The sequence below is a fragment of the Pseudomonas sp. BIGb0558 genome, from assembly GCF_024807515.1.
Lineage (GTDB): Bacteria > Pseudomonadota > Gammaproteobacteria > Pseudomonadales > Pseudomonadaceae > Aquipseudomonas > Aquipseudomonas yamanorum_A.
In genome coordinates this window covers 84009-103958 of sequence record NZ_JANUEW010000017.1, presented here as the reverse complement: position 1 = coordinate 103958, position 19950 = coordinate 84009, and the positions used below count along the sequence as shown (strand labels likewise).

The window sequence follows — 19950 nt, the reverse complement described above, 5'->3', positions numbered from 1 at the left end:
CGTGACAAGACTTTATTATTTGTGGCCTGAATGCGCCTTGGCGACCAATATGCCGAAAGTGGCCTGATACGACAATAACAATAAATAAAAAGACCACGGAGCATTGATGCCAGCCCGACTTTCCAATAATGCGACCTTGCCTATTTTGATTGCCATTGCACTTGGCATGGTGTTAGGGCTGCTTTATCCGGGTGTGGCAGTAGAAATGAAACTGCTCAGTGACGCCTTTATAAAAGTGGTCGGGCTGCTGATGCCGTTTCTGTTGTTTGTGCTGGTCTCCACCGGTGTGGCGGGGATCAAGCGCGAGCCCCACCATCGGCATGTAGTAGGGCGGATTGTCTTCTATTTTCAGCTGATGTCCCTTGCCGCGTTGCTGCTGGGGATGGCGACGGGGTTGCTGTTCAACCTCGATCATACGGCGGTGGCCAACCTGGATTTTGATCACCTGACACCGCCCGTTGTGCCCGAAACGCTGTTGCACGAACTGTCGATGACCTCGATTTGGTCCAGTCTTTACAAGGTTTTCACCCAAAGCCTGGTGTTGCAGGTGATGCTGGTGGCGGTGCTGTGCGGGCTGGTGCTGGGGCGTGGCGGCGAGGTCGGCAACCGCTGCCTCGGCTGGCTGGAAGCCGCGGTCGGCGGGTTGTTCTGGCTGCTGCGGTTTATCTTGAAGTTCGCACCGCTGGCCGCCTTTGGGGCGATGGCATTTGTGGTGGGGAAGTACGGTTTAAGTTCGGTGCTGCCGCTCTTGAAGTTCATTGTTGTTATTTATCTGGCTTGCGCGGTGTTCGTCATACTAGTGTTCGCCACGATTACCCGCCTGCTCGGCGTTAAATTGACTCGGCTAATTATTTACTTGAAAGAAGAGTTGTTGTTGGTGACATTTACCGGCTCATCAGTGGCTGCACTTCCCGGTTGTGTCAGCAAGCTTGAGGCGCTGGGCTGTGATCGCCAATTAGTGCGCCTGGTGCTGACCACCGGCTACACCTTCAACTTGACCGGCACCAATATTTACCTGACCACCGCAATCATGTTCCTGGCGCATCTGGCCGGGGTGGAGATTGCCGTGCCCGAGTTGCTGGCGGTGCTGGTGATCTGCCTGTTTACCTCGCTCGGGTCCACCAGTGTCGCGGGCTCGGCGCTGTTTACCCTGATTGCCACCTTGAACATCCTGCAACTGGTGCCGCTGGAAGGGGTGGGATTGTTGTTGGGGGTGGAGCGGTTGATGAAGTGTCGGTCGTTGACCAATGTGCTGGGCAATTGTGTGGCGTGCCTGGCGATTTGCGGGTGGCAGAAGTCGATTGATCGCGAGGTGTTGAAGCGGGAACTGAGCCACTGAGCCGAACACAATCTCCAGACTGACACCGAGTAAATGTGGGAGCTGGCTTGCCTGCGATGGCGGTGTGTCAGTCGATAAATCTGGTGTCTGACACACCGCCATCGCGGGCAAGCCCGGCTCCCACATTTAAAACGCATTTCAGCCCTTGGCGTTCAGCAACTTGTCGAATGCCTTGTCCAGGTTGCCTTCCGCACCTTTCAATTTCTCACGACGTTCCTTCAACCAGCTCTGGTCTGCGTCGAGGTTCTTGCGCGCCTCCACCAACATGCGCTTGACCTCTTCCGGCTGCGGCCCACCCGTGCCTTTACGGGTCTTGACCATCGTCGTCGGCGACAGCGCCGCACGGAAACCTGCCTCATCCAGCGGCAAGGTATTCGGCGTCCATTTGTATTTGTCCGCCGCTTGGGTGTACAGCTTCTGCGCGTCCGCATACGGGAAGGTCTTCGGCGTGGTGCCGTTGCTGCGCGCCTCGGTGACGATCAACGAAGCGAAGCTGTGGCCAATGCGGAACGGCACCTTGAACTGGCGCTCCAGGGTGTCGGCCAACTCCATCGAAGTCGTCCATTCCGACTCCAGCTCATCCAGGGCACGCTGCGGGTTGATTTGCAGCGCATCCAGCACGGCGTCCATGCTTTTGAACATCTCGTCGGTGGACTGGAACAGCCCCAGGGAATCAAACGCGAACTTGTAGTCGGTCATGCCGGTGGTGACGTTATGCGCGCGCAGGGTCACGGTCTGCGCCAGGCCCACCACGTCCGAGGCCGACTCGCGGGTGCGCATCAACAAGCCCGGGTTGCGCTTCTGCGGCATCGCACTGCTGGTGTAGGTGGACTCTTCGTCCAGCAGCAGCCAAGGGCGGATCTGATGGTATTGGGTATGGATATCGCCAATCATCGCGCCAATGCGGATCGCCGAAGACGCCGCCAGGTTGGCCGCCTCGATCGGGATGTCGTAGGTCGATACCTGGCTCGAATCCAGGGAGTTTTCCCGCACGCCGTCAAAGCCCAGCAACTCGGCCAGGCGTTCGCGGTTCAGCGGGTAGGCGGAGTTCGCCAGCACCGCGGTGCCCATCGGGCTCTGGTTGAGGCGGGTGTAGAGCTCGCGGATGCGCTGGCCGTCACGGTCAAACGCGGCTTCGAACGCCAGCAGGTAATGCGCATAGCTGATGGGCATGGCCTGCACGCCGTTGGTGTAGGCGGGCACCAGGGTGTCGATGTTCTTGTCGGCGATGTTCAGGATGCGTTGGCGGGTGGCGTTCAGCGCGTCGCTGTAGGCCAATACCTGCGAGCGCAGTTTGGCCAGGCGGTAGGTGGCGAGCATGTCCTGGCGGCTGCGGCCGGAGTGGATCAGGGACGCTTCGGGACCGATCTTGTCGGTCATGATCTTTTCCAGCTGCAGCACGTCTTCCGGGCGCTTGCCGTCGGGCTGGTCGGCCTGGTCGATGGCAAAGCGCACACCGCCGGCGATCTTGTGGCCCATGTCCGGCTTGACGATGCCCTCTTCGGTGAGCATCACGATCGAGGCTTTGTTGATGCGGTTCAGCCAGGCGAACTGGGTTTGGGTCGGGTCGCCCTTGGCTTTGTGGGCCGTTTGCGAGGAGCCCGGCGTGGCGCCGACTTTGGCCGCTTGGGCCGCGCACTCTTCGGTGGTCTTGCAGGGCAGCGCACCGGTGTCGGCGGCATAGGCGCCGTAACTGCTGAACAGGGCAAAGGCGACGGCCAGGTGGATCAGGCTTTTTCTGGTATTCATGTGCAACGCTCCGGGAAAAATCACAACAAGGGCAGGGTGTAGCTGACGATAAAGCGGTTCTGGTCGATATCGCTGCCGCTGCCATTGCTGCGATACGTGCCATTGCGCCATTTCACTTCAAGGTTCTTCAGGGCTCCGCTCTGGAAGACGTAGCCGATATCGGTGTTGCGCTCCCACTCGGTGCCTTCCAGGGTCCCAGTGCGCACGAAGTTGTCACCTTTGAGGTAGCGGGTCATGAAGGTCAGGCCGGGAATGCCGATGGCGGCGAAGTCATAGTCGTAGCGGGCCTGCCAGGACTTTTCCTCGGGGTTGGCGAAGTCCGGCGAGATCATCACGTAGTTCACGAGGTAGGAGTCGGTACCGTCCAGGTGGGGGAAGCCGGTGGTGCCTTTCATGCGCTGGTAGGCGGCGCCGAACGAGTGGCCGTGGAGGCTGTAGGTGAACTTGGCGCCGAAGGCCTGGTTATCGATGTTGCTGTTGCCTTCCTTGCTGGAGTCGGCGTAACGCAGGTCGGTCTTGAACGACTGGGCGTCACCCAATGGCAGCGTGTGGACCAGGTTGAAGATGTGCTGCTTGTAGTTGTTCTCGAGGTTGGCGTAGTGGTAGCCGGTGACGAAGGTTTTGGTCCAGCTGTAGCTGGCACTGGCGAAGTCGAATTTATCGCTGGGCACGGCACCTTTGATGCCTTTGCCGTCGACTTCGATGTCGGCATGGCCGCTATCGTTGCGCAGGGTGTTGCTGGTCAGGCGCCCGGCGTCGAAGGTCAGGCCGGCGATGTCCTGGCTGGTCAACTGGGTGCCGCGAAAAGTCTGTGGCAGCAGCCTGCCGTCGTTGGGCAGTACGGTCGGTAGCTTGGGGATCAGCGTGCCGAATTTCAGCACGCTTTTGGAGATGCGCGCCTTGGCGGTGGCGCCCATTCGGCTGTAGCTGTCCGGGGCGCCATCTTCGCCCACCGGGAGCAGGCCGGTGTTTTGGCGGTCGGGGCTGGAGTCCAGTTTCAACCCCTGCAGGCCGATGGCATCGAGGCCAAAGCCCACCAGGCCTTCGGTGTAACCCGACTGGTAATTGAGGATCAGGCCTTGGGCCCACTCGTCGCGTTTGGACTGGGTGGCGTTGGGCTGGCGGTAATCGCTGTTGAAGTAGAAGTTGCGAAATTCGAGGTCGGCCTTGCTGTCTTTGAAAAAGTCAGCTTCGGCAAAGGTTGGAAAGGCGAGGGTCAAACCCAGGGTGGCCGAAGTCAGGCCCAGGGTAATGGGGGATTTGCTCATTGTTATTCCCGTTGTCTGCTGCTTGTTTTTAGAATTATTTGGCCGGACGTCGACAGGGAGACGCGTCCGGCTTGCGCAGGCTAACGAGTTGGTTTGCAGATTGAAAATATATAGAAAGTGTTGAAGCGAGATGTTTTCAGTATGGAGACCTGCCTGGCAGATGATGAGGGAGTTGCTCCCTCATCACAGGCGTTTGATCAATGCATCTTGCTGTGATCCATCGGCTCCATCGCATTCAACGCCCGGGCCTCGGCCTTGACCTCGATCGACTGCTTTTCACCCTTGGCATTTTCCACGGTGACGGTCAGCGGCACCTGGTCGCCTTCCTTGATCTGCGCGGTGAGGTCGATCAGCATCACGTGATAACCGTCCGGGTCGAGCTTGACGGGCTTGCCGGCCGGCAACGGAACCGAATCCACCGGGCCCATGCGCATCACGTCATCTTTCATGGTCATCTCATGGATCTGCACGGTCTTGGCGACCGGCGACGCCACACTGAGCAGTTTGCTGTCGCTGTCGGCCGTCACGGTCATGAACGCGCCGCTGGACGGCTGGCCCGGTACCGAGGCGCGTACCCAGGCGTCGGTGACCACCGCCTGTGCACTGGCGTGTGCCGCGAGGCCCAGCAGGGAGAGACCGAGGGCGATGCGCTTGAAGTGTTGAACGGCAGTCATTAGCAGACCTCCATGACGGTGAGCAGGTCTTCTGCGCACTCTTTGGCGTTAAGCGAGGCGGACAGGCCCAGGCGCAGGGTGCCCCGGGTGTCGAACACAAAGCTGGTGGCGGTGTGGGAGAGGGTGTAGCTGTCGCCGGCGGGAATCTTTTCATAAAAGATCCCGAACTCTTTAGCGGCCACGGCGATTTCTTCCGGGGTACCGTACAGCGCTTTGAAGCTCGGGTCGAAGGCCTTGACGTAGGCGTCGAGAATCTCGGGGGTGTCGCGTTCGGGGTCGAGGGTGATAAACACCACCTGCATGATCTTGCCGTCGCGGCCCATCAGTTTCTTCGCCTGGGCCATGCGCGCCAGGGTGGTCGGGCACACGGCCGGGCACTGGGTGAAGCCGAAGAACACCACCGGCATCAAGCCACGGAAGGAACTCAAGGTGACGGTTTCGCCGTCAGTGTTCTTGAGCTTGAAGGTGCGGCCCATGATCTTGTCGCTCAGATCCTTGCCGTACTTGAAGTTCAGTTTCGGGCTGTTGTCACAGCCGGCCAGCAGGCCCAGGCCCAGCAATCCCATGCCGGAGAGGACTTTGCGGCGGGTGAATAACGTACTCATCAACTGTGCATCCTGTGAAGCGCCTGGGTACCACGAAGCGTTAAATCAGGCGAGGAGAGCGTGGCATTCTAACAACCCCTGCCTGCGGGCGTAATCTGCGACGTTCTGTCACAGGCCCTGCCGGGCAAGACCAAACTCTGTAGGAGCTGTCGAGCTTCAGCGAGGCTGCGATGGGATCGCCTCGGTCTCCCTGCAAGACCGCAGCGCCTGCATCGCGGGCAAGCCCGGCTCCCACAGTTGACCGCAACCCCCTGTAGGAGCTGTCGAGCTTTGGCGAGGCTGCGATGGGATCGCCTCGGTGTTGCTGCAAGGCCATGGCGCCCGCATCGCAGCCTCGCTAAAGCTCGACAGCTCCTACAGGGGGAGTGGTAAAGTCGCCGCCATGAAACTCTCCCGCCCGGACCGTTCACTCATTGCCTGGACCCTGTATTTTTGCGTCCTGTTCAATGTGTTCGTCTGCGGTTTGGGCCATGGGCAGATGATGGGCCTGGAGCTCAGCGGCCTGGGTGGGCAATTCTGTTCAAGCCTGGGCACCAAGGCGCCGGCCTCGGACTCAGGCCTCGGCAATCCGACGGCCAGCAGTTGGTCGAATTTCTTCGCGTGCCCGGTGTGCTCCGCCGTGACCCTGGGCATCGTCTTCCTGTTTTGCCTGGCCTGGCTGCTGGGGCTCGGGCAAAAGCCGCGCCCGGCCCATGAGCGGCGCAACAAGGCCCCTCCGCGTTACTCCTGGCCCTCGGCCAACCCTCGCGCTTCACCTGCATTCTGACGTGTGCCCCGGGCTTCCTGGTACCAGGAGGCGTTCTATCGTCACGAGTGTGAGTGCGTTCCATGAGCTCTATCCTGCCTTCCGGCGCTGCCCGTCTGGTCAGCAAGGCGTCGCGCCGTCCGTCCCGCAGCGAAGTATTGTTGCCGTCTGTCGAATACCCGAGTAACGCCCGTTGTTTCGTCCACCTGGATGCACGTTTGCTGCCGTATTGGCACACCTTGTTCGACATCTGCCCCGGTTTGCTCAAGCTCGACCCGCCAGAGGGCTTGAACCTGTTTCGCAGTTTCATGACCTGGGCGTATCGCAACCGTCCGTCGCTGAACTGGACCTATCACGTGAACGTGTGCCGTTGGTTGCTCGGTTCGGTGTATCGCACGCAGATCGATGAAGAGCCCATCGAAGCGTTCATGACGGCGGCGGCGGCCCGCTGGGTCAGCGATGACACTGGCCAGGCCCGGGGCGTGGTCCTGGCCTGGCAAGGTTCGCCCGTGCCGGTGCTGGACTGGAAACCGGGCAGTGGCGGGCAACTGCCAATGTTGCCGCCACCGCCCGGGGATTTCGCCTGGTGCGCGCTGGATGGCCAGGGGCGGTTCAGCGGGTGGTTGCCGGTGCCTTGAGGTTCTGCTCAATCCACTGGGCAACGCTGGTCACGGCGATTTGCTGTTGCGCATTGAAGGTCACGGCGGGGTCCCAGGCCACGCCGTTGCCCTGGGCGAACGCCACCCGGTACTTCATCAGGTTGTCCTCGGGCGCAGCAGCCAGTTCGGCTTCCAGGTACGGCACCGACCAGCGTTCGCGTTTCAGCGTGCGCGCCAATTGCGCATCCACGGTATCTGCCAGTTCGCCATAGGTCAGGGTATCGCTGGCGGTGTACACCACCTGATCGACGATCGGCGGTTCGCTGAACAGGATGCGTGCGGTCAGCAGGCCGATGTCTTCAGGGGTGGTGACGGTGACGGCGGTGTCCCAGTCCCCCAGTGCATGCACGGTGTTTTGGGCCAGGTCGACGACGCCGAAGGACGGTTCAAACAGGAAACTGGTGAACATCCCGGTGGATACGATCACCCATTGCGTGCCTTGCTGGGCGCGCAGCAAGTCGCGTACGTCGAGCTGTTCATCCCACAGGTCCTGGGCCGAGCCACGGCCGATCACGTCGTAATCCACACCGAACTGCCACGGCACATACCGCTTCACGCCGCCGGCGATGGCGGCGCGGGTCAGTTTGCGCTGGGTGCCAACGCCTGCGGCGAAGCCGATGCAACTGATCACGGTGTGGTAGTCAGCGAATATCGCCGCCAGTTCGGCCTCGGAGTCGTTGGCCAAATCACCCGCCAGCAGCTCAATGCCGAGGGCGCGCAGTTCAGTGATTTCCCGTTGTTTGGCCGGGTCTTTCGAGTTCAGTGTGGCGGGGCGCAGTAACACGGTCACCGGCACATTTTTCGGGGCGGCCAGGCGTGACAATTGGCGCAGTACCGCCAGGCCCAGTTCGCCGGCGCCCAGTACAAGGATCGAAGCAGTCATAGGGTTCTCGGTTCAGGTGAAAGTCGTGCCATGCTTGCAGAATTGCCGACCGCGCATAAGAAGGCACACCAGTGATACCGGGAGTAGAAGGTGGATAACGACGAGATCATCAGGCGCTCACAGGCCGCCTGCGAAGCCCTCAGCGCCGATGAAGACGGGCTCAAGCGCCAGGTGCTGACCCACGCGGGAAACCGCTGGTCGTTGGGCATCGTGCACCTGCTGGGAGTTAACGGGCGGCTGCGTCACGCCGAGATTGGCCGGCGCATGGAAGGCGTCACCCAGCGCATGCTCACGCGCACCTTGCGCCAGCTGGAACGCGACGGCCTAGTGTTGCGCCATGACTTTCAGGAGGTGCCGCCCAAGGTCGAATACCAGTTGTCCGAGCTGGGCAAACAGCTGTTGGTGCACATGATTCCGCTGTGGACCTGGGTGGTGGAAAACGCCGACGGATTCAGGTGTTCCCGGGAACGGTTTGATGCTGATCAGGTGCTGAGTTCAGAGCTTGGGCCGCCAGTGCCGAATGTGCATGAGGCTGCCAATTAAGAAAGTATTTGCTTGTGTAATTAAGCGGGCTCTACGTATTATCCAAATGTATTCTTGGGTATAGGCCCAAGAGCGGGTTTTCGCTTTTAGTGAGCAAGGAGCTTTGGATGAGCGTGGAGGCGTTTTTGCCGGGCGGTTCAGCGGGTCTGTTCCTGGGGACGCAAGCCCTGGGCTTGAGTGTCTGGCTGACCCTCGCCGTGGTTAACAACGGGCAGGCTTTTCGCAGCTCGGTGGGGGCGGTGGGCGCGACCATGGCCATGGCGCCGCTGCACCAAAGTCCGCCTATCGACACGCCTTTGCTGAGGCGTGCGGTGCGCTCGCCGCGCCTGCATCAGTTCGCCCTGCTGGTGGTGCTGGTCCTGCAAATCGTCGCGGCCGTCGCGGCATGGGTTGGCAGCTACCAGCTTGTCCTGGGCGATGGCCTGGCGGTGGCCCGGCCATGGCTCAACCTGGCACTCAGCGGCTTTTCTGCGTTCGTTTTCGCGATGCTGCTGGGTGGCTTGTGGTTTGGCTACTGGATTCGTCAGGAAGGCCTGCAACTGACGCACCTGGTGCTGTCGGCCTGGGCGCTGTTGGCGTTTGCGCTGTTCAACCTGCAATGGGCCTGATGTCGGCCTGAGGCTAAGGCTGCGATGGACTGCGCAGCAGGTGTGACACCTGAACCGTTGGTGTATCCGGGACACTGCGGTGATGGGGTTACGTTTGTTGCGCAGCCCATCGCAGCCTTTTTCTTACTTGCGGGGCTGGATGCTGTAGGCGCAGCGCCGGTCCCCGGAAATCATGTGTTCGCACCGTTCTACGACGTTCTCATCCCCCAGCGCCGCCTGGAAAATCTGCAGCTCCGAGCGGCAGAACCCCTGGCATTTGCGCGCGGCCACGCAGATGGGGCAGTGGTTTTCCACCAATAGCCAGCCTTCGTCCAGCGGCTCCATCTGCGCCATGTAGCCGGCGCGTTCGCGAATCTGTACCAGGATCTCGACTTTCTCCTGCAGGGTCGACGCGGCGGAGCAGGCCTGGATGTATTCGTGCTTGGCGGTTGCTTCCATGCTGGCGATGACCTTTTCCACGCCTTCGCTGCCAAAAATGCCTTCGATGGAGTCGATCAGGTGCAGCGTCAGCACGCTGTGGGAATCCGGGAATTTGCCCTGGGCGGTTTCGGTCAGCGCCCACTTCAGCGAGGGCCGGCCGGCACCCGAGATGGGGGCCGATACGCCGACGATCAATTCCGCGACCTGTAGCTTCTGGATTTGCTGGCGAGCGGCTTCGGAGGTGATGTCCAACAGCGCAGCCAGGTCCGTGGTTTTCAGTGGGCCACGGGTCTTGAGCAGGAACAGGATGCGGTCCCCGGTGGATGCCTGGCTGTCGTCGGTGGGTGTGGCGTTCATAGATCGGGAATAACCATGGAAGTGACCGGTCCATTTGACCACAGCGGGCACGCCGGGGCACCTCTTGATCTGCATTAAGGCGCGCTGATGGAGGGTTCCAGCTGATTTGTATCGAAAGCATTCTGCTGGCCCATTCTGCATTTTCCCCTCGCTACCATCGGCCGCCTGCCAAACCCATGAGGGAAAAGGAATGAGTGAGACCTGCGAAAGCCTGACCACACCACCCGAGGGGTACAGCGACTGGCTGACCGACCTCAAGGGTCGGATCCACTGCGCCCAGCAACGCGCCACGTTGGCGGTAAACCGCGAGCTGGTGCTGCTGTACTGGCAAATCGGCCAGGATATCTTGACCCGGCAAGCACAGCAGGGCTGGGGGAGCAAGGTGATTGGGCGACTGGCGCAGGATCTGCGTTCAGCCTTTCCGGAGATGAAGGGGTTTTCGCCGCGCAACCTGAAGTACATGCGTGCGTTTGCGGAAGCATGGCCGGATCCCGAATTTGTGCAACAGGCTGCTGCACAATTGCCTTGGGGTCATAACCTGGTGCTGCTGGACCGCCTGCCCGGCCCTGAAACGCGTCGTTGGTACATTGCCCAGGCCATCGAACACAACTGGTCGCGCAACGTCCTGGTGATGCAAATCGAAGGTCGCCTGCTGGAGCGCAGCGGCAATGCCGTCAGCAACTTCGAGGGCCTGCTGCCCAAAGCCCAGTCCGACCTGGCGCGCGAATCGCTCAAGGATCCCTACCGTTTCGACTTTCTTGGGCTGACGCTCGATGCGCAGGAGCGTGAAATCGAATGGTGGAATCCCTGCCGGCAGAGTTGCAAACCAGCCTGCCCAGCATCGAACAGATTGAGCGTGAACTGGCGAGCAATTCGTAGCGCTGCGCCGCCAGGCTGGACATTGGCAATGGCCTCGGCACAATGGGCGCCTTGAAAGGAACTCATCCAAGGAATGCCATGGCCCGCCGTGTAAATACCGCCTGCTCACTGTTGTTGCTCACTGGACTGCTGATGGGGGCAGGCATGCCTGCCAGTGGCGCGTCCTTCGAGTGTAAAAAGGCCTCCACATCGGTGGAAAAGGCCATTTGCACCAGCCCCGAGTTGAGTGAACTCGACAGTACGCTGGGCGTTTACTACAGCCAGGCAATGGCCAAACTGGCACCCGACCAGCGGGACGAATTACGTCGCGGCCAGCGCGCCTGGCTGCAGACTCGCAACGCATGTGCGAGTGAGCCGCAAACACTGGCCGGCTGCCTGCAATCCCGACTGAGCCAGCGAGTGGTCGAGGTGGGGTCGATCAGCCACAAGGATACGGCGGCCCTCGACGCAATCATTGCCAGTATTCCTTATCACCCGGCACACGCAGCAGAAGGGCTCAGGCGCTTCCCGATGAACGACCTGGCGGCCGCCTGGCTGGTCTACCTGCAGCGCTTTGAACCCGACAGTGGTGTGACGGAGAGCGAGGCCGAGGAGAATCGCAAGCAGATCCTCGTAGCGCTCAAGGAAGACAACTTTCCCTGGTCGATCTGGCAGGACCTGCAAAACGATCCCGCCGTCAGCCGTGATCGGGTGACGTTGACCTTGCTGCGCATGATGATTGAGCGCGAGCAATACGAGCTGTTTGCCGACCAGCGCCCCTATGTGCACTGCTTTGTTTTCAGCCGTCAGGGCGAGGTTGCGTATGAGTCGTTCGGGTCGCTGTACGGCTCCACCCGGGACAGCTTTGCGCCGATTTGCGCGCCGCAGGGTGACCTGTTTGCGCAGCCGGCGTGGAAGCGGCTGGACGATAGCCTGAGCGAGCCTTTGTCCACGGCAGGGCAGAACGAGGGCACCATCCGCTTTGCCAGCTATGCCGATTGGAGCGCTCTTTCGCTCAAGGCCACCGCATCGCCTCGGCTGTTTCTCCAACCGGCCACTGCTGGGCAGAACCAGGATCCTGAACTAACCCTGCGCGACTGGGGTGTTGATAAGCAGTGGCCCGCCAGGCAACGCCAGCAGACGCTGGCGGCTGTTGAGCCGGCACGGCAAGTGACCAGTGAGTGGTTGCAGCGCGAGCGCGGCTTTACTGCCGCTGATGCCCGCCAAGCGGCCCGGGAAATCGTCAGGCAGTGGTTGAATCTGCGCCTGGACTTTATCGGTGGCCCAAGCGAACTCTGAACACTCAACTTCCCGATTGGGGAACGGCTTTTTTACCGGTCTTGCTGGCAGGATGCTGGGGCGAGGAACCCTTGTGGCGCGTTCCTTTCACGGTTTTTGACGGAGCTGGCGCTTTTGTTTCGGCGGCCTTGCTGCCACTGCTGTCGGCACCGGACGGGCTGCTGGGGTAGGTGCCCGGCGGCAGAGCCGAACCCGGGGCGGTGTTGTCGCCGAAGGCTGCATAGGCGGGGGCATACAGTACGAGCGTCAGGCTGGCGGCAAGTACAATCCTTTGGGAAATGCTGGTCTTCATGACTCAATCCCTCTTGTTGCGGTGAGGACCGAAGCCCGGACCACATCCAGGCTTCGGCAACGCCTCAATCAAGACTTCCTGGAGCCTGGCGCGTGGCTTTGGGCCCCGCCTTTTTTGCCGGCTTCAGATGCCTTTGCGCGGTCATTGGCGACGTTGCCGCCGGAACCCTGGCCGCCGCTTTTACGGGGAGTGTCTTGCTGGTCTTTGTGACCAGCCCCTGGGGTGGTTTTTCCGCTGTTAGCCATTTTCAAAACCCTCAATGATGAGTGAATCAATGGTGTCGCCTAATTGGGAAGCCGCCAGCCAAATCAAAGTTTGAAAAAGTTTGGCCGCAGGCGACGAATGGGCATCAAGCAGCCATTGGCTTGGCGCCGAGCGCCTTCTTGTGCGCGGCTTTCATCGCTTCCATCTCTGCACCCAATTCTTCCAGCAAGGCCTTGCCCAGCAGCTTTTTCGCCTGCGGGAACATCTCGCTTTCTTCTTCCTCGATATGGTGCTCCAACAGTTCCTTGACCACTTTGACGCGCCCGGAAAACTCGGTGGTGGACGGGGAGGTCTGCTTCAGGTCCGGCAATACCAGGGAGTCGACCGTGCGATGTTCTTCCTTGGCTTCGTGGTACATGATTTCCTGGTCCTTGCCCCCCGCCTTGCGGAAAGCCGGGTAGAGGATTTCTTCCTCAAGCCGGGTGTGAAGGCTGATTTCCATCTCCAGTTTGGCCAGTAGCTCAGTGCGCTTCTTGACGCCGCGCTCAGTGGACTCACTCAGTTGGCTCAAGATGGCTTTGACGCGTTCGTGGTCGGCCTTGAGAAGATCAATGGCATTCATGGGTGACACCTCACGGGTAGCAGAAGGGCGGGTCGGAGTGCCCGCCTGTCCAGAGCTCTGCAGCATGAGTTGTACCAAGTTGAACTGAATATTTATTTGTTTAAAAATCAATAGGTTAGCGATAGTAAGTGTCGGCTTTGGTCGTGCAGGTTGCACGGTCCCGTGGCCTCTGGCATGCATTAAACAATGCCTATCCTCCGCTGACTTTCCAGTGCTTGATGTCTTCTGCAAACACAATCTGCTCAACCTCATGGGCAATCCCGTAGGCCAGTGACTCGTGAGCGGCAATCACTTTTTCCTCGGCCGACAGGCACTTGAAAATATCCAGGTGCGTCTCTGCGGTGGCGGTTTCCAGTTCGTAGATTTTCACGTAGCGCGCCAGGTCGTTGTCCAGGCTCGACAGGTACTCGCGCAGGCGCTGGTGGTCGACGGAGTTCTGGTTGAAATACCAGTTCATGGGATGAATCAAAAATCGCGAGTGGGGCGTAGTGATCCGGCGATTGGCCGCCAGGAACATGATGATGCCCATGGACTCGATATTGCCCGCATTGATCGCACACAGCGGCACCGGCAGGGACTTGAGGAAGGTGTAGAGGGTAAAGCCGAAATTGGTGCTGCCGCCGGTGGTGGAGAGGTTAAGCAGCAACGAGCTGGCGCCTTGCTCGATCGCATCTAGACAACAGTCACGAAAGCGCTCGGTGGTGCCCTGATCGATCTGGCAGTGAAAGTGGATGATGTGCTCGGTCATCCTGGGCCTCCGTGGGGTGGGAGTGACGTTGCGTTGAGTCTAGAAGGTTCCGCCAGGCCTGCCGCAACCGTTGGGCGAGAGCCATCCGCTGCAATTTTAATGAACCCTCGGGCGTGTAGCTTGACCTAATGGATACGACCTCAGGAGGATGAATCATGCAAATCGAATATGTCTGGATTGGCTTGGCAGTGATTCTGGTACTGCTGGAACTGTGGGCGATCAACAGCGTGCTGCGCAGTGGCAGTGGCTGGGAAACCAAGGGGTTATGGCTGGTGGTGCTGATCTTCATGCCGCTGCTGGGGCTGATCCTCTGGGCGCTGTTTGGACCCAAGGGTGTGAACCGGGCGACCCATGCCACGGAGCATGGCAAAGGCTGATACGGAATTTACAAAAAACAGGCGCCCGAGGGCGCCTGTTTGCATTGGCTCGCGTCAAGCCGCCAGTGCTTTGGCAATCGCCTGGTTGAACGCCGGCAAGTCATCGGGCGTGCGGGAGGTGATCAATGTCCAGCCATTGGCCGGGCATTCCTTTACCTCTGTATCCACCCAGTTTTCCGCCCCGGCATTCACCAGGTCGGTGCGCACGCTTTTATAGGAAGTGAGGGTCTTGCCGCCGATCACCCCGGCATCGATCAGCGCCCAGGGGCCATGGCAGATGGCAGCTACGGTTTTCCCGGCCTTGACGAAATCGTTGATCAGCCGCAAGGCGTCGCTGTCCTGGCGCAGAGTGTCGGCATTGACGGTACCGCCGGGGATGACCAGTGCATCGAAGTCGCTGCCCTTCAGCTCCGAGAGCTTGGCATCGGACTCCACGGTCCGGTCTTTCTCGGTGTCCTTGAGGAAGGTCTGGGTACTGCCACCCTTGCTGGAACCGTGGGTCACCGTGGCGCCGAAACCGCGCAGGGTTTCCAGGGGCTTGAGCAATTCGTCGCGCTCGATACCGGTGTTGGAGGTGATGATCAGAATCTTCTTGCCGTGCAGTTGCGAACTCATGGTCGAGTGTCTCCTGAGTAGGGTGTACGAATGCTGCTACCGGACTGTTGAGCGGGCGCCTGAGCAAAAGGTTTAAATTAATTTGCGCTTATTTCCCGGGGCTGCGCCCGGTTCAATTTCCTTGAACTATCGAAAAACCATGGGCTCTGCTGCATAACGGCTCCGCGCTGGAGCGTTAGCTTTTCAACAGGAGGAACACCCCATGGGCACCGCAAAAAACGCCGACAAAACTCCCGATGCAATCAGCTCCGAACAGGCACAGAAAGGGCGCCAGGTTGATGACCAGGACAGTGCCTTGCAGCGGCCCAACCCCAAGACCGAAACCGTCGATAAGGTGATCACGCCGACGTCCATCAAGGACACACAGCGGCAAACCGACCGCATCAATGAGCAGGCCGCCAAGGCCGAGCGCAAGCTGGGCGAGTGAGAGGCGGAGGCAGTCATGGGCCGATCCATCAGCGCCAGTGAATTGGGGATTGAACTGCGCCCCGGTGACGACAGCGCGCTGTTCAAGTGGTTTGTCGCCAGCTTCCTGATGGGCAAGCGCATCCAGGCGCAGATCGCCGCCCAGGCTTATCAGGTGATTGTGGTGAAGCATGGCCGGGACACGCCGCGCAAGCTGCAGCACTGCACTTCCCGCGAGTTGGTGGCGATGCTCGGCGAGGCGCATTACGTGCGTTACGACGAAACCACCGCGCAGCGGCTACTGGACCTCAGCAGCAAGTTGAACGCGGAGTACGCAGGCAAGATCAGCCATATCCACGACGCCAGCACCGACCGCCAGGCGTTCGAGAAGCGCTTGAACGAATTCGAGGGTGTCGGACCGAAGACCGTGGAGATTTTCATGAGGGATGCGGCGTCAGTGTTGTTCTGATGCCGATGCCCTTAACCTTCAAGCATTGACTGTCGAAAGGCCTGAATCTGCTCAACGATCTGCGTTGACGCCTGGATGATTGCCGTGCGCGTGTTGCCGGCAATATGCGGGGTGAGTATCGCGTTGGCGACGCCAGTCAACGGTGAGTCGAACTGATCTTTTTCCTTGGCAAAGGTATCGATGGCGACGCCCTTGATATGGCCGGGAAAACGCTTCATGAACAGTGCCAACTGGCTTTCGTCGACGATGCCGCCACGAGCCGTATTGATCAGGATCGCCCCAGGTTTCATCCGGCTGAACGCGGTGCTGTCGAACAAGCCTTTGGTCAGCGCCGTGAGGGGTGTGTGAATGGACACCACGTCGGCTTCGTCCAGCAACTCGCCAAGGGTGGCACGCCATTGCAGGCCCAGGCTCGCAGCGACGGATGGGGTGAAGCGCTCGGAGCCAGTGACTATCACCTTCATGCCCAGGGCCTGGGCCTTATGGGCCAGCGCCTGGGCGATTCTGCCCGAGCCCACCAGCCCCAGCGTCAATTCGGCGATTTGCAAAGCAGGTGCGAGCAGGCCTTTTGACCATTGGCCTTGCTGAGTCTTGGCGTTGTAGAGATTAAGGTCTCGGGACAGGAACAGTGTTTGTGCCAGCACATATTCGGCCACAGCCGTCGCGTTGGAGCCTGGAGTATTGAGGACGGTCACGCCACGCTCGGCGGCGGCGTGCAAATCGATATGGTTGACCCCAACTCCCGCCTGGGCGATGGCCTGCAAAGGGCTGCCCAAATCGGGCGAGGCAGCGGCGTTGATCAGCGCGGCGCCCAGGGGAATGTTCAAGCGGGTCTTGATGACGCTGTAGCCTCCGGCCTTTACCACGGCACTGATCAAGGCCGGTGTGTCGTGGCCGTTGATGTCCACGAACCGAATGCGCCCGGCGTAGTGGATTTTGATGCTGCCTGGGTCGGCGAAGTAGTGCAGGTTGAGGGTGATGTCCAGCCCGTATGCCAGGCACTGCTCGATTTCTTCATGGAGCAAGGGCGGGTTGGGAGCATCCAGGATCAGCACGGGAAACACCATGGGTCTATTCCTCTGCAAAGGGCTACCGGGCCGACTGGTTACGCATCCACCTGCATCACCTCAAGCCCCAGGCACTCATAAGCCTCGACACTGCCCGGCGGCACATGCCATTCGGTAATCAGCGTGTGAATCCGACTGCACGGCGCCACCACAAACGGCTCCACCGCGCCCAGCTTGTCGGCCAGGGTGACGGCCACCACGTGGGAGGCGCTGTCGAGCATAGCCTGTTTCACCGCAACCTCTTCGAAGTGCAGCGAGCTAATGCCCACCTGTGGATGCAGTGCACACACGCCGGTAAACAACAGGTCCGCCTTGATACCCTGGATCAGCCGCAGCGCTTCATGCCCGCTGGCGGCCATGGTCACGGGGTTGAGCTGCCCGCCGGCAAGGATTACCGTCACATTGGGATGCTCGGACAACGCGATGGCAATCATCGGTGAATGGGTGACGGCGGTCAGCTTGATGGCATGCGGCAAGGACTGGGCAATTTGCAGGGTGGTGGTGCCCGAGTCGAACAGCACGATCTGGCCGTCTTCCACGCGGTCGGCGGCGAGTTGCGCCAGGTGGCGTTTGGTCGCGGTGGTTTCGCCAAACCGGGTGAAGAAGTCTTTGCCGGTGTCTTTGGGCCTCGGCAGTGCACCGCCATGCACCCGTTGCAGCAGACCGGCGGAGGCGAGCTCGCCAAGGTCGCGGCGGATGGTGTCCTGGGAGACGGCGAAATGCTCCACCAATTCCGAGGCGGTGACTTTGCCGTCGCGCTCCAGCAGCAACAGGATTTTCTGTTTGCGCAACGAAGGCAGGTCGATGGCGGCATGGGTGTTTTGCATGTTTATGCTCGTTATTGCGTGTTTATGCGAGATTAATCAGGCTGTGGACCAAACGCAATGGGTGGCCGCATTTCGACGGCATGGGTGCGTTTGGAGATGCAGGAGATTTTGCCGCCCGGGACCGTTCCAGCAGGAAGTTATTGAGCAAAAAAATCGTAAAAAATTAAAAAGAGTTGTCCACGAAAACCGTGGGTATCTCTGTGGATAACTTCCCTTGAGCCCGGCGGGTATGGCGATTTAACCCGCGGTTAATATTTGATCAGTCGCGGTTTATAGCCAGTATGGGCAGGCTTTGCGCCTTGACAGGCACCGGAGAAACCGGTGCCGGAATGCAGATTTACGAGTTGTCCGGGTGCAGGTTGGAGGGCCCGGCGACCTGTGCTGGCCGCTTCGTTTGCATCAGGCTGTCCAGTGCCTGGCGATAGCGGCTGCCGGCCAGGCGCATGCTGTCGTTGTGAGTCGCCCCCGGCACCAGCAACAAGCGTTTGGGCTCTTGCGCGGCATCAAACAATTGCTGGCTGAAACGCGGTGGCACAAAGGCATCGGCGAGCCCGTGGACCACCAGCAACGGCATGTGGATGTCGGCGATCTTGTCGATGGAATCGAACTTCTGCGACAGCAGCCAGCGCACCGGCAGCGAGGTGTTAGCCACGGCAGTAGCCACATCCGCCAATGAAGTAAACGTGGATTCGATCACCAGCCCGCGCACCGGCGGTGGCTCATGGTTATCCGCCGCCTGCTTGCCCAGCTCGGCCGCCAGGTCGATGGCCACCGCGCCACCCAGGGAGTGCCCGTAGATCAGGCGCTTGGCGGGGTCGGGTTGCAGCACCTGGAAGCGTTCCCAGGCTATGCGTGCGTCTTCGTACACGCTGGTTTCGGAAGGCAGGTCGCCCTGGCTTTGGCCGAAGCCGCGGTAGTCGATGGCCAGTACCGAGAAACCCAGGGCCCGCAGCTGTTCAATGCGAAACAACTGGCCGGTGAGATTCCAGCGTACGCCGTGCAAATAGAGAATGGCGGGCGCATCTTTCCGGGCTGCCGGCCACCACCAGCCGTGAATGTTTTGCCCGGATTTGAAACTCGACGGTTTCAGGTCGAATTCCTGTACGTCACGGGGCAAGCCGCTGTACCAACTGGCAGTGCCCGGTTCCACGCGAAACAGCAACTCGCGCTCCTTGTGTTGAAGCACGGCGCAACCCACCGGCAGGCCAATGATCACGGCGGCCATGCACAACAAGGGAAACCAGCGCAGGCCGAGGCGGGACAGAAAACGTGAAAACATGAAGGTTCCAGGACAGAGGCGAAGCACGGGTTTTAACAGATGCCCCGGCCGCGCAGGAAATATTTAGACAGCCGTGACCGGGCATTGCTTGCAAAGTATTACAGCGTGCTTTCCAGCAGTGAGAAGAACTGCCGGGCTAACGGCGAAGGATTGTCGGTGTTCCAGCTCAGGTAGAGCCCGATGCTGGAAGATTCGGCGGCAAGGGGACGAAACACTACCTTGTCGCTGTTCATCGAACGGGCAATCGACGCCGGCACCAGCGCCACGCCAAACCCGCAAGCCACCAGGCCGATCAGCGTGTGCAATTGATCGGCTTCCTGCACCACGCGCGGATAGAAACCCGCCGCCTCACACAAGCCGATCAACTGATGGTGATAGCCGCTGCCCAGTACTTGTGGGGTGAACACAAAGTCGGCGTCGGCGAAATCCTTCAGCTCGATAACGGCATCACCGGCGTTGGGGTGGTCCATCGGCAGCGCCATCAGGATCGGCTCATCCAGCAACAGCCGGGATTCGATGTTATCCGCCTGGCCCGGCAGGTAGCGCAAAAAGGCGATGTCGGCCTCTCCACTTGCCAGGGCCTTGGCCTGACTGGCCGAGGGCATTTCCTTGATCACCAACCGGATCTTGGGAAGCGTCAGGCGAAACCGCCTGAGGGTATCGAGCAGCCACGGATAACCGACAATCGACACCGAGGTGAGGGTGAGTGTGCCGGCGACGCCCTCGGACACTTGCCGGGTGTGTTCAACGCCTTGCAGCAATTGCCCGAGGACGGTGTACGCCGTCTCTAGAAACGCCGCCCCGGCGGGCAGCAGCTTCACCCCGCGCCGGTCACGCTCCAGCAGGGCAAACCCCAGCTTCTCCTCCAGCCGGTTGATCGCCTGGCTCAACGCGGGCTGCGCCATGTGCAGGCGCAACGCGGCCTTGTGAAAGTGCAGCTCTTCGGCTACTGCAATGAATTGGCGCAGCAGGCGGGTTTCGATCATCTGGTCTGTTCCTTCAGATAGAGGAGCTGATACGGCGCAGGTATCAACATCG

Annotated in this window: 24 protein-coding genes and 1 pseudogene; 10 read left to right on the top strand and 15 right to left on the bottom strand. The window is 60.2% G+C overall.

Annotated features, from left to right (window positions below; genetic code table 11):
• Positions 1–106 precede the first annotated feature (106 nt).
• A complete protein-coding gene (locus tag M2400_RS20290; protein WP_177076538.1) occupies positions 107–1339 on the top strand; it encodes a cation:dicarboxylate symporter family transporter in 1233 nt (410 codons plus the stop codon).
• A 138-nt stretch (positions 1340–1477) separates the two neighbouring features.
• Here M2400_RS20290 and M2400_RS20285 read toward each other — a convergent pair whose 3' ends face one another.
• The 4 genes from M2400_RS20285 to M2400_RS20270 all read right to left on the bottom strand — a co-directional run bounded on the left by M2400_RS20285 (position 1478) and on the right by M2400_RS20270 (position 5635).
• Positions 1478–3088 (bottom strand): argininosuccinate lyase, encoded by a 1611-nt coding sequence (locus M2400_RS20285; RefSeq protein ID WP_177041630.1) that lies wholly within the window; start codon positions 3086–3088, stop codon positions 1478–1480.
• A 20-nt stretch (positions 3089–3108) separates the two neighbouring features.
• Complete coding sequence (locus M2400_RS20280) at positions 3109–4356, bottom strand: OprD family porin (RefSeq protein WP_259197792.1); 1248 nt, start codon at positions 4354–4356, stop codon at positions 3109–3111.
• Between the two features lie 197 nt (positions 4357–4553).
• Entirely contained in the window at positions 4554–5030 is a 477-nt protein-coding gene (locus tag M2400_RS20275; protein ID WP_177131325.1) for a copper chaperone PCu(A)C, read from the bottom strand.
• Entirely contained in the window at positions 5030–5635 is a 606-nt protein-coding gene (locus M2400_RS20270) for an SCO family protein (protein ID WP_259197794.1), read from the bottom strand. Before M2400_RS20270 ends, M2400_RS20275 begins: the two co-directional genes overlap by 1 nt.
• Positions 5636–6017: 382 nt before the next feature.
• On the opposite strand from M2400_RS20270, the gene M2400_RS20265 reads away from it, so the two are divergent.
• Positions 6018–6401: a DUF2946 domain-containing protein gene (locus tag M2400_RS20265; RefSeq protein ID WP_259197795.1), complete on the top strand. Its 384-nt coding sequence runs from the start codon at positions 6018–6020 to the stop codon at positions 6399–6401.
• Between the two features lie 62 nt (positions 6402–6463).
• Positions 6464–7018, top strand: coding sequence for a putative natural product biosynthesis protein (locus tag M2400_RS20260; RefSeq protein ID WP_259197799.1), 555 nt, complete (start codon positions 6464–6466; stop codon positions 7016–7018).
• On the opposite strand, the gene M2400_RS20255 is transcribed toward M2400_RS20260, so the two are convergent.
• Positions 6993–7922, bottom strand: a complete 930-nt coding sequence (locus M2400_RS20255) for an aromatic alcohol reductase (RefSeq protein WP_177131329.1) — start codon at positions 7920–7922, stop codon at positions 6993–6995. The genes M2400_RS20260 and M2400_RS20255 overlap by 26 nt on opposite strands.
• A gap of 90 nt (positions 7923–8012) precedes the next feature.
• On the opposite strand from M2400_RS20255, the gene M2400_RS20250 reads away from it, so the two are divergent.
• Together M2400_RS20250 and M2400_RS20245 are read left to right on the top strand one after the other, a co-directional pair.
• A complete protein-coding gene (locus M2400_RS20250) occupies positions 8013–8465 on the top strand; it encodes a helix-turn-helix domain-containing protein (RefSeq protein ID WP_259197800.1) in 453 nt (150 codons plus the stop codon).
• Between the two features lie 107 nt (positions 8466–8572).
• Positions 8573–9073: a DUF2165 domain-containing protein gene (locus M2400_RS20245; RefSeq protein ID WP_259197801.1), complete on the top strand. Its 501-nt coding sequence runs from the start codon at positions 8573–8575 to the stop codon at positions 9071–9073.
• Between the two features lie 123 nt (positions 9074–9196).
• Here M2400_RS20245 and M2400_RS20240 read toward each other — a convergent pair whose 3' ends face one another.
• Entirely contained in the window at positions 9197–9850 is a 654-nt protein-coding gene (locus M2400_RS20240; RefSeq protein WP_259197897.1) for a metalloregulator ArsR/SmtB family transcription factor, read from the bottom strand.
• Positions 9851–10040: 190 nt separating this feature from the next.
• Between M2400_RS20240 and M2400_RS20235 the strand changes: the two are divergent.
• Together M2400_RS20235 and M2400_RS20230 are read left to right on the top strand one after the other, a co-directional pair.
• A pseudogene (locus M2400_RS20235) lies at positions 10041–10646 on the top strand (DUF1016 N-terminal domain-containing protein); the annotation flags it as partial.
• Positions 10647–10807: 161 nt separating this feature from the next.
• Entirely contained in the window at positions 10808–12007 is a 1200-nt protein-coding gene (locus tag M2400_RS20230) for a lysozyme inhibitor LprI family protein (RefSeq protein WP_259197802.1), read from the top strand.
• Positions 12008–12011: 4 nt separating this feature from the next.
• Here M2400_RS20230 and M2400_RS20225 read toward each other — a convergent pair whose 3' ends face one another.
• The 4 genes from M2400_RS20225 to M2400_RS20210 form a co-directional block, all read right to left on the bottom strand.
• Positions 12012–12299, bottom strand: coding sequence for a hypothetical protein (locus M2400_RS20225; protein ID WP_259197803.1), 288 nt, complete (start codon positions 12297–12299; stop codon positions 12012–12014).
• Positions 12300–12367: 68 nt separating this feature from the next.
• Positions 12368–12544, bottom strand: coding sequence for a general stress protein (locus M2400_RS20220; RefSeq protein ID WP_256348026.1), 177 nt, complete (start codon positions 12542–12544; stop codon positions 12368–12370).
• Positions 12545–12648: 104 nt separating this feature from the next.
• Complete coding sequence (locus tag M2400_RS20215) at positions 12649–13125, bottom strand: hemerythrin domain-containing protein (protein ID WP_177041641.1); 477 nt, start codon at positions 13123–13125, stop codon at positions 12649–12651.
• Positions 13126–13315: 190 nt separating this feature from the next.
• The gene (locus tag M2400_RS20210) at positions 13316–13873 is read right to left on the bottom strand and encodes an ATP-dependent Clp protease proteolytic subunit (RefSeq protein ID WP_177041643.1); all 558 of its coding nucleotides are present in this window, start codon (positions 13871–13873) and stop codon (positions 13316–13318) included.
• Positions 13874–14028: 155 nt separating this feature from the next.
• On the opposite strand from M2400_RS20210, the gene M2400_RS20205 reads away from it, so the two are divergent.
• A complete protein-coding gene (locus M2400_RS20205) occupies positions 14029–14250 on the top strand; it encodes a PLD nuclease N-terminal domain-containing protein (RefSeq protein ID WP_003207401.1) in 222 nt (73 codons plus the stop codon).
• 54 nt (positions 14251–14304) lie between these two features.
• Here M2400_RS20205 and M2400_RS20200 read toward each other — a convergent pair whose 3' ends face one another.
• Positions 14305–14865 carry a type 1 glutamine amidotransferase domain-containing protein gene (locus M2400_RS20200; protein ID WP_177114593.1) on the bottom strand — a complete coding sequence of 187 codons (561 nt, stop codon included), beginning with the start codon at positions 14863–14865 and terminating at the stop codon, positions 14305–14307.
• 202 nt (positions 14866–15067) lie between these two features.
• Between M2400_RS20200 and M2400_RS20195 the strand changes: the two genes are divergently transcribed.
• A complete protein-coding gene (locus tag M2400_RS20195) occupies positions 15068–15292 on the top strand; it encodes a hypothetical protein (RefSeq protein WP_177114595.1) in 225 nt (74 codons plus the stop codon).
• 15 nt (positions 15293–15307) lie between these two features.
• Positions 15308–15739, top strand: coding sequence for a DNA methylase (locus M2400_RS20190; RefSeq protein WP_177041649.1), 432 nt, complete (start codon positions 15308–15310; stop codon positions 15737–15739).
• A gap of 11 nt (positions 15740–15750) precedes the next feature.
• Here the strand turns inward: M2400_RS20190 and M2400_RS20185 are convergent, their stop codons facing one another.
• From M2400_RS20185 to M2400_RS20170, 4 genes are all read right to left on the bottom strand, one after another.
• Positions 15751–16806 carry a D-isomer specific 2-hydroxyacid dehydrogenase family protein gene (locus M2400_RS20185; RefSeq protein WP_259197814.1) on the bottom strand — a complete coding sequence of 352 codons (1056 nt, stop codon included), beginning with the start codon at positions 16804–16806 and terminating at the stop codon, positions 15751–15753.
• A gap of 38 nt (positions 16807–16844) precedes the next feature.
• Positions 16845–17633: a DeoR/GlpR family DNA-binding transcription regulator gene (locus M2400_RS20180; protein WP_259197815.1), complete on the bottom strand. Its 789-nt coding sequence runs from the start codon at positions 17631–17633 to the stop codon at positions 16845–16847.
• 337 nt (positions 17634–17970) lie between these two features.
• Positions 17971–18912 carry an alpha/beta hydrolase gene (locus tag M2400_RS20175; RefSeq protein WP_177041655.1) on the bottom strand — a complete coding sequence of 314 codons (942 nt, stop codon included), beginning with the start codon at positions 18910–18912 and terminating at the stop codon, positions 17971–17973.
• 98 nt (positions 18913–19010) lie between these two features.
• Positions 19011–19898: a LysR family transcriptional regulator gene (locus M2400_RS20170; RefSeq protein WP_259197819.1), complete on the bottom strand. Its 888-nt coding sequence runs from the start codon at positions 19896–19898 to the stop codon at positions 19011–19013.
• Positions 19899–19950 lie beyond the last annotated feature (52 nt).